At 35.5% G+C, this 16,354-nt stretch carries 16 protein-coding genes; 9 read left to right on the forward strand and 7 right to left on the reverse strand.

Annotated elements, in window-relative coordinates; translation table 11 throughout:
• Window positions 1-7: 7 nt before the first annotated feature.
• Complete coding sequence (nfsA, locus tag C1H58_RS10920) at window positions 8-763, reverse strand: oxygen-insensitive NADPH nitroreductase (protein WP_165546173.1); 756 nt, start codon at window positions 761-763, stop codon at window positions 8-10.
• Between the two features lie 640 nt (window positions 764-1,403).
• On the opposite strand from nfsA, the gene ahpC reads away from it, so the two are divergent.
• Window positions 1,404-1,973: an alkyl hydroperoxide reductase subunit C gene (gene ahpC, locus C1H58_RS10925; RefSeq protein WP_016425682.1), complete on the forward strand. Its 570-nt coding sequence runs from the start codon at window positions 1,404-1,406 to the stop codon at window positions 1,971-1,973.
• Window positions 1,974-1,987: 14 nt separating this feature from the next.
• Window positions 1,988-3,511 carry an alkyl hydroperoxide reductase subunit F gene (gene ahpF / locus C1H58_RS10930; protein ID WP_050346159.1) on the forward strand — a complete coding sequence of 508 codons (1,524 nt, stop codon included), beginning with the start codon at window positions 1,988-1,990 and terminating at the stop codon, window positions 3,509-3,511.
• 87 nt (window positions 3,512-3,598) lie between these two features.
• Here the strand turns inward: ahpF and bioB are convergent, their stop codons facing one another.
• Window positions 3,599-4,588, reverse strand: coding sequence for a biotin synthase BioB (bioB, locus tag C1H58_RS10935; RefSeq protein WP_050346160.1), 990 nt, complete (start codon window positions 4,586-4,588; stop codon window positions 3,599-3,601).
• 154 nt (window positions 4,589-4,742) lie between these two features.
• On the opposite strand from bioB, the gene C1H58_RS10940 reads away from it, so the two are divergent.
• The 4 genes from C1H58_RS10940 (at window position 4,743) to gmpC (ending at window position 7,823) form a co-directional block, all read left to right on the forward strand.
• Window positions 4,743-5,120 (forward strand): iron chaperone, encoded by a 378-nt coding sequence (locus C1H58_RS10940; RefSeq protein WP_165546174.1) that lies wholly within the window; start codon window positions 4,743-4,745, stop codon window positions 5,118-5,120.
• A gap of 168 nt (window positions 5,121-5,288) precedes the next feature.
• Window positions 5,289-6,314, forward strand: coding sequence for a methionine ABC transporter ATP-binding protein (locus C1H58_RS10945; protein WP_165546175.1), 1,026 nt, complete (start codon window positions 5,289-5,291; stop codon window positions 6,312-6,314).
• Entirely contained in the window at window positions 6,308-6,967 is a 660-nt protein-coding gene (locus C1H58_RS10950; RefSeq protein WP_050331879.1) for a methionine ABC transporter permease, read from the forward strand. The genes C1H58_RS10945 and C1H58_RS10950 overlap by 7 nt, the downstream gene beginning before the upstream one ends.
• 16 nt (window positions 6,968-6,983) lie before the next feature.
• The gene (gmpC, locus tag C1H58_RS10955; RefSeq protein WP_165546176.1) at window positions 6,984-7,823 is read left to right on the forward strand and encodes a dipeptide ABC transporter glycylmethionine-binding lipoprotein; all 840 of its coding nucleotides are present in this window, start codon (window positions 6,984-6,986) and stop codon (window positions 7,821-7,823) included.
• 124 nt (window positions 7,824-7,947) lie between these two features.
• Here gmpC and add read toward each other — a convergent pair whose 3' ends face one another.
• Entirely contained in the window at window positions 7,948-8,937 is a 990-nt protein-coding gene (gene add / locus C1H58_RS10960) for an adenosine deaminase (protein ID WP_165546177.1), read from the reverse strand.
• A 205-nt stretch (window positions 8,938-9,142) separates the two neighbouring features.
• Between add and C1H58_RS10965 the strand changes: the two genes are divergently transcribed.
• Both C1H58_RS10965 and sph read left to right on the forward strand, forming a co-directional pair.
• Entirely contained in the window at window positions 9,143-10,303 is a 1,161-nt protein-coding gene (locus C1H58_RS10965) for an MFS transporter (RefSeq protein WP_165546178.1), read from the forward strand.
• A 417-nt stretch (window positions 10,304-10,720) separates the two neighbouring features.
• Window positions 10,721-11,704: a sphingomyelin phosphodiesterase gene (gene sph, locus C1H58_RS10970; protein WP_165546179.1), complete on the forward strand. Its 984-nt coding sequence runs from the start codon at window positions 10,721-10,723 to the stop codon at window positions 11,702-11,704.
• Between the two features lie 401 nt (window positions 11,705-12,105).
• Here sph and rpsR read toward each other — a convergent pair whose 3' ends face one another.
• The 3 genes from rpsR to rpsF are packed head-to-tail and all read right to left on the reverse strand — an operon-like array spanning window position 12,106 to window position 13,219.
• Complete coding sequence (gene rpsR, locus C1H58_RS10975; RefSeq protein ID WP_014614919.1) at window positions 12,106-12,348, reverse strand: 30S ribosomal protein S18; 243 nt, start codon at window positions 12,346-12,348, stop codon at window positions 12,106-12,108.
• Between the two features lie 49 nt (window positions 12,349-12,397).
• Complete coding sequence (gene ssb, locus C1H58_RS10980; RefSeq protein ID WP_050331884.1) at window positions 12,398-12,898, reverse strand: single-stranded DNA-binding protein; 501 nt, start codon at window positions 12,896-12,898, stop codon at window positions 12,398-12,400.
• Window positions 12,899-12,922: 24 nt separating this feature from the next.
• Window positions 12,923-13,219, reverse strand: coding sequence for a 30S ribosomal protein S6 (gene rpsF / locus C1H58_RS10985; RefSeq protein WP_050331885.1), 297 nt, complete (start codon window positions 13,217-13,219; stop codon window positions 12,923-12,925).
• Window positions 13,220-13,561: 342 nt separating this feature from the next.
• Here rpsF and C1H58_RS10990 point away from each other — a divergent pair, with 342 nt between their 5' ends.
• Window positions 13,562-14,800: a B domain-containing protein gene (locus C1H58_RS10990; RefSeq protein ID WP_165546180.1), complete on the forward strand. Its 1,239-nt coding sequence runs from the start codon at window positions 13,562-13,564 to the stop codon at window positions 14,798-14,800.
• 766 nt (window positions 14,801-15,566) lie between these two features.
• Here C1H58_RS10990 and C1H58_RS10995 read toward each other — a convergent pair.
• On the reverse strand, window positions 15,567-16,280 hold the full coding sequence (locus C1H58_RS10995; protein WP_165546181.1) for a S1 family peptidase: 714 nt from the start codon (window positions 16,278-16,280) through the stop codon (window positions 15,567-15,569).
• Window positions 16,281-16,354: the final 74 nt, after the last annotated feature.

Raw genomic sequence — 16,354 nt, forward strand, 5'->3', positions numbered from 1 at the left:
CGCTGATTTATTTTCTATTAAAACCTGCCATTTGCAACCATTCTTTCATTTCTGTGCGTTGCTTACTGCTCATAAATGCCGCTACTTGTTGTGACCACGTTTCACTTCGCTCACCGTTTGTACGCTGACTATAATATTGCGAAACTTCTCGATCATACTCCTCAAGCTGTTTTGATAACTGTTCATCATCTTGTGAATACGTATCAATATGAAAGACATGTTCACGTGGTAATCTTGGTTTTGGAGAACCATTTTCGTTATCTGCTGGTACGCCTAACGCCATTCCAAACACTGGAAAAACATGTTCAGGTAATTTTAATATTTCTCTCACACGCTGTACATCATTACGTAATGAACCTAAATAAACAATACCATAGCCCATATCTTCTGCAGTCAGTGCTATATTTTGTGCCGCCAACGCCGCATCTACAGTACCTACGAGTAATCCCTCAGCTGACTCAAAGCTATCTTCCATATTAGCTTCAAGCTTTTCACTAATTAACTGATGACGGTGATAGTCAATCACAAAAACAAGTAAATATCCATTTTCAACGACATAAGGCTGCCCAGATACCTCTTTTAAAGCTTCTTTCTTTTCAGCATCTTCTACACCAATAATCGATGTTGTCTGTAAATAGCTAGAAGTTGAAGCCATTTGTCCTGCCTCAATTAATTTTTCGACCGTGTCTCTACTGATTCGATCTGATTTAAACTTTCTAACTGAGTGATGTCGTTTTGCCAAATCATACACATATTCTGACATTTATAAACACTCCTTATCCTTTTTCTATATCCTATCAAAACACTCAAGGAAACGCATGTCCCTTGCATCTCATGCATACCCTTAAATCGTAGAAAAATAACAACAGAGGATACGTTTATATCGAATTGTATTCACTATTAATCGCACCAGGTGTGCTTATCTATGAATACATTTTAACCTAAGAAATAATGCCTCATTATTAAATAATCATTGCGGATTGAGCGGTTATATATTTTCATACTATATACTTGTAATTGAGAATCAGCATTCGTAAATGATATTAGCAGGCGTCTTATTAATCCCTCATTTGAATTGTTTAACACTTTTTAGAATAAAATTTATAACGCCTTTATTATCCAATTTCAAGCCTTTTTCATCATTAAGATGATACATTTATTAGAATTTAAGTCTCAATTTTTATCGCTTTAATCGCGCTAACTATGGCAAAAACGCTGATTCCACTGTCTTTCTTAGTGTATGTCCCTTTCAACAATGATATTTATTTGACGGAAAGCATGTTCCATGTCATAATAGCTATTGAGATTAGAATTATTATTAATAAGGAATTATAATTAAGACGAGACGTCTTTACATTCTAATCTAAAATAATAATGATTCATATAATAGGAGGATTTCGATTATGTCATTAATTGGTAAACAAATCGAGGAATTTTCAGCACAAGCTTACAACGCAAAAACAGATGAATTTGTTGAAGTTTCACACGAAGACTTAAAAGGTAGCTGGAGTGTTGTTGTATTCTATCCAGCAGATTTCTCTTTCGTATGTCCAACTGAATTACAAGATGTTCAAGAACAATATGCGAAATTACAAGAACTTGGTACAAACGTATACTCTGTTTCTACAGATACACACTTCGTACACAAAGCTTGGCATGATCACTCAGACGCAATTAGCACATTAGAATACACAATGATTGGTGACCCATCTCAACAAATCACACGTTTATTTGATGTATTAGATGAAGAAAAAGGTCTTGCACAACGTGGTACTTTCATCGTTGACCCTGACGGTGTTGTACAAGCTGCAGAAATCAATGCAGACGGTATCGGCCGTGACGCAAGTACACTTGTTCACAAAATCAAAGCTGCACAATATGTGCGTGAAAATCCAGGTGAAGTTTGCCCAGCAAAATGGGAAGAAGGCGGCGAAACTTTAACTCCAGGATTAGACTTAGTCGGTAAAATTTAAGGAGGCTATGCTGCATGTTAAATCAAGAATTGAAGCAACAATTATCGCAACTTCTTGATTTGATGGAAGGTGACGTTGTACTTAAAGCAAGTACAGGTTCTGACGAAAATTCACAAAAAGTCGATAACCTTGTGAATGAAGTCGCAGAAATGTCATCTCGAATTACAGTAGAAAAAGCTGATTTAAAGCGTACACCTAGCTTTAGTATCAATAGACCTGGAGAGGACACTGGCATCACATTTGCTGGTGTCCCTCTTGGTCATGAATTCAACTCTTTCGTTCTTGCACTTTTACAAGTCAGTGGACGTGCTCCGAAAGAAGAACAATCTGTAATTGATCAAATCAAATCTATTGAACAACCACTTCACTTTGAAACTTATATCAGCTTAACTTGTCATAAATGTCCAGATGTTGTTCAAGCATTAAACTTAATGAGTGTATTGAACCCTAATATTACACACACTATGATTGATGGTGCTGTATTTAAAGAAGAAGCAGAAGACATCATGGCTGTACCTGCCATCTTCTTAAATGGTGAACAATTCGGTAATGGCCGTATGACTGTAACAGATATTTTGAGTACACTCGGTCAAGGTCCGGACGCATCTGCATTTGAAAACAAAGAAGTCTTCGATGTACTTGTTATTGGTGGCGGTCCTGCAAGTGCAAGTTCAGCAATCTATGCTGCACGTAAAGGGCTCACAACAGGTATTGTCGCTGATAGAATTGGTGGCCAAGTCAACGATACAGCAGATATCGAAAACTTAATCGGTGTTAAGAAAACAACGGGTCCATCATTATCAACTAACTTAGAAGAACATATTAAAGACTACAATATCGATGTTATGAAAGGTGTTCGTGCAGAACAACTTGAAAAAACAGACAAAACTGTATCAGTAACACTTGATAACGGTGCTGTTCTAGAAACACGTTCATTAATCATCGGTACAGGTGCACGCTGGAGAAAAATTGGGGTACCAGGTGAAGAAAAATACACGAACAAAGGTGTCGCATACTGCCCGCACTGTGACGGCCCTCTATTTGAAGGTAAAGATGTTGCAGTTATCGGTGGCGGAAACTCTGGTATTGAAGCTGCTATTGACTTAGCGGGAATTTGTAAAAATGTCACAGTATTAGAATTCTCTGACACGTTAAAAGCAGACTCTGTCTTACAAGAGCGTTTGAAATCATTACCAAACACACAAGTTATTACTAATGCAGCTACGAAAGAAATTACAGGTGATGATCGTGTAAACGGTCTGACTTATACAGATATGCAATCAAAAGAAGACAAACACATCGACTTAGATGGCGTTTTCGTTCAAATCGGTTTATCTCCTAATACAGAATGGTTAGGCGACTCTGTTCAACGTAACCGTATGGGCGAAATTGAAGTTGATCGTCTTGGTAATACAAATGTACCAGGTGTCTTCGCAGCTGGGGATTGCACAGACCAACGTTACAAACAAATTATTATTTCAATGGGATCAGGCGCAACAGCTGCATTGTCAGCATTTGACTATCTCATCAGAAACTAAAGTTTTAAATCATGTCAAAAAGCTGATTGATGCAATGTCAATCAGCTTTTTTGATGTCATATTCTGAATGGCATTACTTAATAGACTTTATACACTTTCCATCTCACTTTGTTTAGCACCGTAATCAATTTCATATCCCATATCGCGAATCATATCATAATCCAGTTGATTCGGTTGACCTCCAGTAATTAAATAATCACCAACGAAGATAGAGTTCGCAACCATTAAGGCTGTTGATTGTAAAGAACGAAGATTAACTTCCCTACCTCCTGCAATACGAATCTCTTTTGTTGGATTGATCAAACGGAATAACGCGAGTATTCTTAAGCAACGCATTGGCGTCAGTTGATCCATATCTCCAAATTTAGTCCCTTTGATTGGATGCAAAAAGTTCACCGGTATACTATCAGCATCAATATCTCTCAATGCAAAGGCCATGTCGACGATATCTTGGTTAGATTCTCCCATACCACAAATAACACCTGAGCAAGGCGAAATATGATTTTGTTTCATTATTTCAATCGTATCTACACGATCTTTATACGTGTGTGTGGTCACAACTTCATCATGATAATTTTCACTTGTATTCAAATTATGGTTATAGCGATCTACACCAGCAGCTTTTAAACGACCCGCTTGCTCCTCATTCGTTAAACCTAAACAAGCACATATTTTTAATTGCGGATGCTCAGCCTTAATCTGTTCGACTGAGGATGTAATATGATCAATCTCTTTATCACTTGGTCCTCTACCACTCATAACGATACAATATGTGCCAATTTCATTTTCAGCCGCGACTTTCGCACCTTCTGTAATCTGATTTTCCGGAATTAATGCATAACGCTGTTTTTCCTTCATTTCACGTGATTGGCCACAATAGCCGCAATCTTCAGGACAAATTCCACTTTTAGCATTTAAAATCATATTTAATTTTACTTTGTGACCATAATAATGTTTACGTAATTGATAAGCTTCATGTACAAGGTCCATGGTGTCATAGGTTGGATTCGTAAATAAGTCAAATGCTTCCTCTGGTGTTAAAGCTGAACCTTTTAATATTTGCTCTGCAATTTTCATAACCATTCCTCCTCATATAAAAGCCAGTATACCATAATTGTAAATTAATTTATATTTTAAGTTTACAATAAACCCTTTCTTTTCTACATGACGTGTTACAATACGAGTGTAAGTCGTACACTCATCGTCTTAAATATTTAATGGGGGAATACAAATGGAAACTTTAGATGACTTTTTAGAAACCATCGATAAAGAGGCACATCGTGAAAAGCTTAAAAATGTGTTACAAACGATTTTAGAAAACTACCCTGAACTTACTATGGAGATAAAATGGAACCAACCCATGTTATTGTATAAGGACAATGGTTCTTTCATCTTGGGCTTTAGTAAAGCTAAACCCCATTTTGCAATTTCACCTGAGAAATATACTTTAGATACATTTGCAGATGACATTAAAGATGCTGGCTATCAAATGACAAAAATGTTTCTAAAAATCAAATGGACGGACGAAGTCAACTACGATTTGCTTTATCGTATCATTGATTTCAATATCAAAGACAAGAAAGACAGCTCCTCTTTTTGGCGTCGCTAAAATATGTCCACTTTAAAGGCTTAAATCAAACTTTGCTCGAGCAAAGTCAATTTAAGTCTTTTTTTATAGTTTTTCAGAAAATACTAAATATTGTGTTGACTATTTTTTGTACATCACATAAAATACAGACATTACTTATTATTTAAATCGGAATTAAGGAAGGTTGCCATGATCGAATTTAAAAATGTCAATAAAACATTTAAAAAGAAAAGTACGACTGTGCAAGCACTTAAAGATGTTAACTTTAAAATTAATAAAGGGGATATTTTTGGTGTTATTGGGTACAGTGGTGCCGGTAAAAGTACCCTCGTCCGCCTTGTTAATCAGATAGAAAAACAAACGTCGGGAGATATTCTAGTTGACGGTCATCATTTAAATACATATTCAGCTGCCCAACTGCGTACGGTTAAAAAAGAGATTGGAATGATATTCCAGCACTTCAATTTACTCAACTCAAAAACGGTTTTTAAAAATGTGGCGATGCCTTTAATTTTAAGTAAAGTGCCTATGGAAGAGATTAAAGTACGTGTGGAAGAAATGTTGCGATTTGTAGATTTAGCTGGTAAAGCGAATCAGTTTCCGACAGAACTTTCTGGTGGACAAAAGCAACGTGTTGCGATTGCCCGCGCTTTAATTACGCGTCCTAAAATTTTGCTTTGTGATGAAGCCACAAGTGCTTTAGACCCAGCCACAACTGACTCAATACTCGATTTATTGAAAAAAACGAACGAAACTTTTGGTGTAACGATTATGGTCATTACACACGAAATGAGTGTTATCCAAAAAATATGTCATCGTGTTGCGGTTATGGAAAACGGACACGTCATTGAACTCGACACTGTTAAAAGTGTATTCAGCCAGCCACAGACATCTACAGCACAGCGTTTTGTATCGACGGTCATCAATACGTTACCTTCCCCTTCTGTGATTAAAGATATACAACTCCATGAAGATGACACAGTATACAAACTGTTTATTGAACCTTCGCAAATTAAACATACGATTCTCAACGATCTCATTCAAGAAATCAATGTGAAAGTGAACGTCATTCATGCGATTACAGCTAACATACAAAATGAAACTGTAGGATATCTCTGGCTCCAAGTAACAGGAACTCCTGCTCAACAACGCGATGCTCGTTCATACTTTGAAACACATCACATTCAATACGAGGAGGGACTACCATCATGTTAGGTTCATCAATCGAAACATCTCAGTTACTCGAGGCACTGTATCAAACATTATATATGGTCACGTTTGCCCTTGTTCTCGGTGCTATTATTGGGATACCGCTAGGCATTCTACTCGTTGTTACGAGACAAAATGGAATATGGCCTAATGCCATTATTCATCATATTTTAAATCCAATGATTAATATATTGCGATCTATTCCGTTTATCATTTTGTTAATTGCGATTATTCCTTTTACAAAATTAATTGTAGGCACATCGATTGGCACAACGGCTGCCATTGTTCCTTTAACTGTCTATGTCGCCCCTTATATTGCGAGATTAGTTGAGAATTCACTGCTAGAGGTAGATGCAGGTATCATTGAAGCTGCACATGCGATGGGGGCTTCGCCAATGCAAATCATTCGGTACTTTCTTTTACCTGAAGCACTGGGATCACTTATCTTATCTATTACTACGGCCATTATTGGTCTGATCGGGGCAACTGCTATGGCCGGCGCTGTTGGTGGTGGCGGTATCGGGGATATGGCCCTTGTCTATGGTTATCAACGCTTTGACACACTTGTCATTGTGATTACGGTCGTGGTTTTAGTCATTATTGTTCAATTAATACAATCTGTCGGCAACGTACTTGCGAAAAAAGTACGTCGACATTAATCGGGGGTTTTATGAGATGAAAAAATTACTGACGCTCTTAGTTCTTGCTGTACTGGTACTTAGCGCCTGTGGGAAAAATGATACAAAAAAAGTGACGATTGGTGTTGCTTCAAATGATACAAAAGCATGGGAAAAAGTAAAAGAATTGGCAAAAAAAGACAATATCGATTTGGAAATCAAACAATTTTCAGATTACAACGTTCCAAACACTGCGCTCAACGATGGGGATATTGATATGAACGCATTCCAACATTTTGCATTTCTAAATGAATTTAAAAAAGCGAATAAAGGGACTCATATTACACCGATTCGTACTTCTGTTTTAGCACCTCTTGGGGTCTATTCGAAAAAAGTAAAAGACATTAAAGACGTGAAAGACGACGCCAAAGTCGTGATTCCAAATGACGTTTCTAACCAAGCGCGTGCACTCAAACTTCTAGAAAAAGCAGGATTACTTAAACTGAAAAAAGATTTCGGCTTATCTAGTTCAATCAAAGATATTCAATCTAACCCTAAAAACTTAGATATCAAAGCCGTAGATGCACAACAAACAGCACGTGCCCTTTCTGATGTCGATATTTCAGTCATTAATAACGGGGTTGCAACAAAAGCAGGATTAGATGCAAAGAAAGATCCGATTTACTTAGAAGATGCAAAATCAGATGCAGTTAAACCATATATCAACATCATTGCTGTTAACTCTAAAGATAAAGATAACAAAACGTATAAAAAAATTGCAGAACTTTATCATTCTAAAGAAGCAAAATCTGCTTTAAAAGAGGATACAAAAGATGGTGAAGTTGTTGTTGACCTTAAAGAAAAAGAAATGAAAGAGATTGAAGACAGCTTAAAATAAAAAATAATATTTGAGACATTTTAGAAGCGCATTTTTAGAAAGCGATTGAGTTAAGTTCATTTGTGATAAACAGTTAAAGACGAGACTGGGCACACTATCCCAATCTCGTCTTTTTGTATATGATTTAGTTCTCTTCAAAGTAGCGTTTTAACTTATCTTTCGTTGCCTGACATGCAAAGCTGTAATCAATTGCATCATAATTTATTTTTTGTATATCGGCCATATTAAGTAGACGGTGTTCCAACAATAATGCATATTCATCCATTAACGTTGTCTGTGTCACTGTTCGATTATCCGTATTAATCAAGAAGGCCACCTCTTGTTCCATGAGCTTTGGCAAATCTAAAGTCGCCAATGTATCTATGGCCTTTGTTTGTAAATTGCTATTCGGACAAAACTCTAATAGGACATCGTGTTCTTTCACCCAAGACAAAGCCTGTTCATCTTGAAAAATCGCCACACCATGACCAATTCGACGTGCACCATATTGAATCGCATCGTACACATTCTTTACACAACCACACTCCCCGGCGTGTAATGTAATATTTAAATTTTTACTTTTTGCATATTGAATTAATGCTTCATGCGCTTCCGTTGGTGAACTCGCTTCATCTCCTGCTAAATCTACACCTACAATATACTTTGTAATCGATGCATTCGCACCTAAATGATCAAAAATCGCTTGATTGGTTGCCATTGAATGATGCTTCATCCCACATACGAGCAAACGTACATCCAAATCAAATTGGGCTTCAGCTTGCTGCGCACCTTCACAAACCGCATCTAAAATTTCAATCGTTTCCAAACCAAGTGACTGATGGAAAGCAGGCGCAAAGCGAACCTCAATATACTTCACCCCATCTTCATGCGATTGTCGTGCAACATCGATAACCGCTTCAATAAGACTCTCTTGTGTTTGCATGACCTTCAATATCTCATCAAATGACTGTAAATATTCTGCTAAACTTTGACAATTTTGATCCACTGTTACTTTATTAATATCTATGCGCACTTGTTGTTTCTCACTCTGTGTTTTTAAATAATCTACACTGACAGAGCCGTCTAAATGACAATGTAATTCTAATTTTGGTATCTGCTTCAAAACAGCTTTCATAAGAACCTCACTTCAACATCTTTTTAATTTCTAATTGTACGCGGATTATTATTATTGTCAATACAAATTAAAAAATAATGACATGTTTATATGTTTATTGCGAAAGTACTACTAATTTTTCATAAAATAACCTTTTTCACTTCACATTTCGTGCTATTTTTGTAACATCGCAACATATGTGAATCTAGCAAAGGAGGGACAAACGATGCGTCAAAAAACACTCTTTCTATTTTTTATGATAGGAACTTTCACTGTAGGTATGGCCGAATACGTAGTGACAGGTCTATTGACTCAAATCTCAGCAGATATGAATGTTCGAATCTCTACTACTGGATTATTAATTAGCGTTTATGCGATAAGTGTCGCGTTAATCGGTCCTATTATGCGAATTTTAACATTAAAATTCCAAGCAAAAAGACTGCTACCTATATTAATTGTAATCTTTATTGTCAGCAATATCATCGCTGCACTTGCACCTAACTTCAATGTGTTGCTCATTTCAAGACTATTATCTGCATCTATGCACGCTCCATTTTTTGGTGTATGTATGAGTGTAGCTTCAGCCATTGTACCTCCTCAGAAAAAAACACACGCCATCGCTTTAGTTCAAGCAGGTCTCACAATTGCTGTGATGATTGGTGTCCCATTTGGTTCATTTTTTGGTGGCTTGTCAAATTGGAGAATTGTCTTTGTGATTATGATTGGATTAGCATTGATCACATTAATAGGTTTACTAAAATACACACCTGACATTACTTTGAGTTCTGAAGTGAATGTTAAAAACGAGTTGAAAATATTTAAAAATCCGCATGTGCTTATCATTATTTCTATTATTGTCTTTGGTTATTCTGGTGTCTTTACAACCTATACATTTATGGAGCCAATTCTTCATCAATATGCGCCTTACGGTACTACAGGACTAACAGTTTGCCTATTTATGTTCGGATTAGGTGGCGTGATTGGAAACTTAGCAACTGGAAGTGTGCCTGAACCACGTTTAACGCAATATCTTTATTACACATTTCTATTGCTATTAATCACGATTTTCTTTTTTGTTTTCGCTGTTCATAATGCTGTACTTGCATTAATCATTTGTTTTGCATTTGGTTTCGGTACATTTGGCACAACACCATTGTTGAACAGTAAAGTGATTTTAAGTGCAAAAGATGCACCTTTATTGTCTAGTACCGTCGCTGCATCCGTTTTTAATTTAGCCAATTTTTTAGGCGCCGTCATCGGTTCTTTACTATTAGAGTCTGGATTCGATTACAAGCGTCTCACATTGATTTCATCAGCAATTATTTTATTAGGCATTATATTAAATGGCGTTAATCACTTTTATGAAAAACGACACTCTATTTCCTAATCCATTCGCTACTCAAATTAAAAACGCTTTCTAACGCGAATGCTTATAATAATGAAGAAACGGGACTCGGATTAAAAACTTGTCTTAGCAGACTTATGCAATCCAGTCCCCTCCTGCATTTTATGTTTGATTCTCCTAACGCTAGAGAGCTTCATCTGCCTCAAACACTGACCACATTTAATAATAAAATTCCCTCTACATAACAGACTTATACTCTAGACATAGTTGCGTAATCATTCACTTTTACCTTCTAAAATTTAAGTCATGCTTTGAAATTTAATTAAACTCAATTGATTCAAAAATAATAAGTTAAATACGAATAATTATAAGTTAATATTTTTTTAACTAAAGTTAAAAACGAGTTCAACCTTTTTTACTTTTTATAACGCTATAATAATGTGCAAAGGAGTGATAAAAATGAAGAAATTACAAAAAACTAAAGCATTCACATCAATCATTTTAGCCCATCTCATTCTATTAGGTATTACTGCACACCCTACAGCACACGCTGCCAAAGCACCTAACAATAATGAATTAAAATTAGCAAGTCACAATGTCTATATGCTTCCAACATCATTGTATCCTAACTGGGGGCAATATATTCGCGCTGATTTAATTTCTCAATCTTTTTACATAAAAGGTAATGATGTTGTTATTTTAAATGAGGCATTTGATAACGGTGCATCAAACCAACTCTTAAATAATCTTAAAAATGAATACCCACATCAAACTGGCGTTCTAGGTCGCTCTAGATCTGGATGGGATAGCACAGAAGGAAGTTACTCTAGTACTGTCCTTGAAGATGGAGGGGTGGCAATTGTAAGTAAATATCCAATAAAAGAAAGAATACAGCATGTATTTCGACGCGGTTGTGGTTTTGATAATGATAGCAATAAAGGATTTGTATACACGAAAATTGAAAAAGAAGGTAAAAATGTTCATGTTATCGGTACTCATACACAAGCCGAGGATAGCAGATGTGGAACAGGCTATGACAGAGAGATTCGAGCTGAACAAATGAATGAAATCAGTACATTCGTAAAAAATAAAAACATACCAAAAGATGAAGTGGTCTACATTGGCGGGGATCTAAATGTTAATAAAGGTTCAAGTGAGTATCAAGACATGCTTAGAAATTTAAATGTTAATGATGTAAGCTTCACTGGACATACGAGCACATGGGACCCAGAGTCCAACTCAATTGCAAAATACAATTATCCAAATGCACAATCCGAGTATTTAGACTATATATTTGTAGATAAAGATCATCGGCAACCCGGCACACTCGTTAATAAAGCTGTAGATGAAAAAGCACAAAGCTGGCATGTCTATGCTTTCCCTTACACTTACTTTTATAATGATTACTCCGATCATTATCCAATTAAAGCGTATAGCAAATAATTATATAGGGATAACGGGTATAAAATATTTGATAAACTAAACTATTTTGGAAATCTTGCCCCAAGAGCTTCTTTTCTTACAGGCTGAAGGCACAAATCAATTTGACTTAATTGAAGTAGATACTTGATAGAAAACAAATATGAAAACACCTCAAAATTCATTTGAATGGATTTTGAGGTGTTTTCTTAGGGAGACAAAACCCTATTATATGAAATCTTCAAAAAATGATATTAAATTAAAAATTATCGCATTTATATCAGCATGAAATCATGATGTGTAAAAATAAACTTTAATACTTCTAAAAATAAAAGTGAGTGGCACAAGTCACCCAGTGCTACTCACTTTTATTATAGCTAAAAACCCCATCCTTTGAACAGGACAGGGTTCTTAGTCTATGCCACTTATGCTTCGTCTTTAACGAATGGTAGTAATGCCATATGACGTGCACGTTTAATAGCTGTAGTCAACATACGTTGATATTTAGCTGAAGTACCTGTCACACGACGTGGTAAAATTTTACCGCGTTCTGAGATAAAACGTTTTAATAACTCAGTATCTTTATAGTCGATATGTGTAATACCGTTTGCTGTGAAATAACAAACTTTTTTACGACGACGACCGCCTCTTCTTGGTCCACCTGCCATGATTTGTGCCTCCCTTACTATAAAATGATTCTATACGTTCGCTAATTCATTAAAATGGTAAATCATCATCACTAATATCGATAGGACCATTCGCATTCGCAAATGGATTATCGTTATGTGCGGGTTGATTGTTGTTTTGATATGACGAATTTTGACCTTGTTGTTGCCCACCGAAGCTCTGACCATAGCTTTGGAAATCATTGCCTTGATTAGAGTGACGTTGGTTTTGTGATTTTGGTTCAAGGAATTGAACACTGTCACACACCACTTCAGTGACGAACACACGTCGGCCTTCTTGGTTCTCATAACTGCGTGATTGTAAGCGACCATCAACGCCAGCTAAACTTCCTTTGAACAAAAAGTTGTTCACGTTTTCTGCTTGTTTACGAAAAACTACACAGTTAATGAAGTCCGCTTCACGTTCCCCTTGCGCATTCGTAAACGTACGATTAACCGCTAGAGTAAAAGTCGCTACACTTACGCCTGAGGGTGTCGTTCTGTATTCTGGATCTTTAGTTAATCGACCTACTAATACGACTCTGTTAAGCATTTTCACGCCCCCATTATTATTCTATTACTTATCTTCGTCTTCACGGACAACGATGTAACGAATGATATCGTCATTAATTTTAGCTAAACGTTGGAATTCGTCAGTTGCTACGTTATTGTCAGACTGAATACGTACGATGTTGTAGTAACCATCTTTAAAGTCTTCAATTTCGTAAGCTAAACGACGTTTACCCCAGTCCTTCGTTTCTAATACTTCAGAACCTTCAGAAGCTAAAATTCCGTTAAAACGTTCAACTACTGCTTTACGCGCATCTTCCTCGATGTTTGGACGCACGATGTACATAATTTCATATGTTCTCATTTTATATTTGCACCTCCTTGTGGTCTATACGGCCTATCAATGAAATGATAAGCAAGGAATAATTTTCATTACTCACATTCAAGAATTGTACCACATCACATTACTTATTACAACATTAAACAGAAGATGTTCTATATTTCTCTTTATAGATAATTAATGCTTTCCAAGTCATAAAAAATAAAAGATAAGATTTTGCATTACTTTTTAACACACTAGTAAAACCAAAATATATTAATTTGTTTTTATGAACAATTAAGAAATAGTTAATTTAAATCAATATAAAAGCATGCTATATTTTAAATGCTTACAACAAATAAAAACTGAATATGAAAGGGATTAATTATGAAAAACAAGTACATAGCTAAATTATTAATGGGTGTTGCTACAGTATCTATCGCAACAATCGTATCAAACGGACAAGCTGACGCGAGCGAGCAAGTTCAAGAAAACTCAAAAACTACATTACCACCACAAACTTTTGAATCTGCAAAAGTATCACCAGAACAAAAAGCATTTTACCAAGTATTACATATGGATGGTATTACGGAAGAGCAACGCGATCAATACATCAAACAATTACATGAAGATAAAAACAGTGCACAAAACGTATTCTCTGAATCAATTAAAGACAGCCAACGTCCAGATCGTCGTGTAGGTCAACAAAACGCTTTCTATGAAATTTTAAATAACGAAGACATCACTGACGAACAACGTGATCGTTACATCTCAGAAATCAAAGAAAACCCAGATGCAGCTCAAAAAGTTTTTGTTGAATCTGTAAACCAAACTGAAACAAAACCAGCTGAGCCACAAATCGAGCCAGAAAATTGGGAAGAAAAATGGCAAGAGCAACCTCAACAAGAAGAACAAAAACCTGAAGTACCGAAAGTAGAAGAGAAAAAAGAAGATAAACCTAAAGTAAAAGAAGAACAACAAAAACCTCAAGCGCCAACACCAAAAGTTGAAGAGCAAAAAGAAGATAAACCTCAAGCACCGAAAGTTGAAGAGCAAAAAGAACAAAAAGCACCTGAAGTGAAAACACCTGAGGTACAAAAACCTGAAGTTCAAAATCAAGGTCAAAACCAAGCTACACCTTCTCAACCTTCAGTACCATCTACACCTCAAGTTGAAGCACCTTCAAAATCAACTTGGACAGACTTATGGAATGATTTCAAACGTCCATTTGAAGATGGTTACACTTACATCAAAGACAGTGCGAATAAAGTTCAAAAATATATAACAGATTCATATAATAGTATTACAGAAAAATACAATAATGCAAAACATTATTCGGAATTATATTTTAAGTATAAAGATACAATTGATATTGCTGTATTAGGATTGTTGAATAAAGAAAGTACTCGTGCATATATTGATCCTATTAAAATTGAAGATGAGTATAACCCATTTTACAAAGCTTATGCAAAAACAAGCAATTTTGTAACTAGCAGTATCAATACAGGTAGAGTGTTACACACGTTATATCAAAACCCTAAAGCAGTACAAACAGCAATCACTGCAGTTGAAACTGCTCAAAAAGTAAAAAGTGTTTTTAACAGTTTCTTATCTTTCTTCAAATAATCTATACGAAAAGACTCGCTTATCCCTTGCGAGTCTTTTTATTTTTCATCAATTCATGTAGCCTATTAATAAGCTCTAAATGATTTTAATTAAAGGTGGTGGCGTTTTGTCATGAGAAAAGCAATGTATAGTTTTCATTTATTAAGTAACACTTTTCTCATATTGTTATTATTCATTCCTATTCCATTTTTAAATTATGAGGGTGGCGATATTCTTTCTATTTATTTTCAAGTTTCATTAATAGTGTTCGTTCTTTCAGTCATTTTATGGGTTATGAACCAAAAAAATAGAAAAACGTGGATGATTAGCACCGTCTTATCAAGCTTGAGTATCCTTATCGTTTTTCCAGTCGCATTTTTTTACTTATTTTTCGGAATACCCCCAGCGTAAAAACAATCCAAACTTCTTTAGTAACCAAGTTTGTTACCATTATTTTAAAACGGCAATCGAAAAATCATTAATGATGCATCGACTGTACTATATTTTAACCTAAAAAATAAACTGCGAAGTAGAGTCGGTGCGCTCTACTTACACAGTTTAAATTGGAGGATGAATATCCTTTTTTCAGTTTATGTTTTAATCGATAACGACATTCTCTTTATATCGTCGTTATTGTTTTATATTTATATACTTTTTATGGGTTAAGGGGTAAATGTTTTTATACGAGATGGAAGGTTCTCTTATTTTATAAGTATCTCTTACGATTGAGTCTAAGTCGTAAATTCTAGGGTGATTATTAAAAACGATGAAACAACTTTATGTTTGCTTACTTTTGTATGTTTTCTTGGATGAATTTTTTAATTTCAGGTGTAAAGTAAACGCCATATCCTTTTCTTTCGGGTGAATCTTTAATATCTCCAGCGTAAAATACACCTACTGCTTCACCATTCTCATTTATAATTGCAGAACCAGAATTCCCCGGCTCCGGATAAGCGTCAATTGTCATACCAGTTCCTTCTATAGATAATACTTTACCAAATGATTGTAATAAGTTATAACCATGTTTATCAGGTTTTGGATAGCCCATAATTGAAATTCTTTCATTGACACTGGCATGATCGGCTAATTTCAATGCCTGCGTTTTTTCATTAAAGTTCCATCCTTCTTCTGATCTTTCTCTAATATGCACAATTGCTAAATCTTCCTTACCTGGATATGGAATAATTTTTAATATATCATAGTGTCCACCATTGCTACTATATCCAGTAGGATGCGCACCGATTCTCTTCACTGCATCTTTGCCTTGGCCACTCACCACATGTTTATTTGTGATAACCGTATTATTACCTACTACAAATCCTGTCCCATGACTAAACGAAACCACACCATTATATGGGCTGACCGTTGCATCATGAATTTCTATTACATTTTTTTCTGCTTTTGCGACTGAATGATATTGATCTGAAAGACTACTTCCTATGCCAAGAGAAGTTAAAATCGTTAAAGCTGCAAAGCTTTTAATTATAATATTCTTATTCATTTTAATTATCCTCTTATTTTAATGACATTTTGTATCTAGATACATCTCTATTGTATATATTTATTATAAATATA

Source organism: Staphylococcus sp. 191 (genome assembly GCF_011174885.1).
Taxonomy (GTDB): domain Bacteria; phylum Bacillota; class Bacilli; order Staphylococcales; family Staphylococcaceae; genus Staphylococcus; species Staphylococcus coagulans.

What these genes read in the sequence shown, in the direction of transcription:
- nfsA (WP_165546173.1), bottom strand. Translation starts at nt 763, where the DNA reads ATGTCAGAATATGTGTATGATTTGGCAAAACGACATCACTCAGTTAGA.
- ahpC (WP_016425682.1), top strand. Translation starts at nt 1,404, where the DNA reads ATGTCATTAATTGGTAAACAAATCGAGGAATTTTCAGCACAAGCTTAC.
- ahpF (WP_050346159.1), top strand. Translation starts at nt 1,988, where the DNA reads ATGTTAAATCAAGAATTGAAGCAACAATTATCGCAACTTCTTGATTTG.
- bioB (WP_050346160.1), bottom strand. Translation starts at nt 4,588, where the DNA reads ATGAAAATTGCAGAGCAAATATTAAAAGGTTCAGCTTTAACACCAGAG.
- C1H58_RS10940 (WP_165546174.1), top strand. Translation starts at nt 4,743, where the DNA reads ATGGAAACTTTAGATGACTTTTTAGAAACCATCGATAAAGAGGCACAT.
- C1H58_RS10945 (WP_165546175.1), top strand. Translation starts at nt 5,289, where the DNA reads ATGATCGAATTTAAAAATGTCAATAAAACATTTAAAAAGAAAAGTACG.
- C1H58_RS10950 (WP_050331879.1), top strand. Translation starts at nt 6,308, where the DNA reads ATGTTAGGTTCATCAATCGAAACATCTCAGTTACTCGAGGCACTGTAT.
- gmpC (WP_165546176.1), top strand. Translation starts at nt 6,984, where the DNA reads ATGAAAAAATTACTGACGCTCTTAGTTCTTGCTGTACTGGTACTTAGC.
- add (WP_165546177.1), bottom strand. Translation starts at nt 8,937, where the DNA reads ATGAAAGCTGTTTTGAAGCAGATACCAAAATTAGAATTACATTGTCAT.
- C1H58_RS10965 (WP_165546178.1), top strand. Translation starts at nt 9,143, where the DNA reads ATGCGTCAAAAAACACTCTTTCTATTTTTTATGATAGGAACTTTCACT.
- sph (WP_165546179.1), top strand. Translation starts at nt 10,721, where the DNA reads ATGAAGAAATTACAAAAAACTAAAGCATTCACATCAATCATTTTAGCC.
- rpsR (WP_014614919.1), bottom strand. Translation starts at nt 12,348, where the DNA reads ATGGCAGGTGGACCAAGAAGAGGCGGTCGTCGTCGTAAAAAAGTTTGT.
- ssb (WP_050331884.1), bottom strand. Translation starts at nt 12,898, where the DNA reads ATGCTTAACAGAGTCGTATTAGTAGGTCGATTAACTAAAGATCCAGAA.
- rpsF (WP_050331885.1), bottom strand. Translation starts at nt 13,219, where the DNA reads ATGAGAACATATGAAATTATGTACATCGTGCGTCCAAACATCGAGGAA.
- C1H58_RS10990 (WP_165546180.1), top strand. Translation starts at nt 13,562, where the DNA reads ATGAAAAACAAGTACATAGCTAAATTATTAATGGGTGTTGCTACAGTA.
- C1H58_RS10995 (WP_165546181.1), bottom strand. Translation starts at nt 16,280, where the DNA reads ATGAATAAGAATATTATAATTAAAAGCTTTGCAGCTTTAACGATTTTA.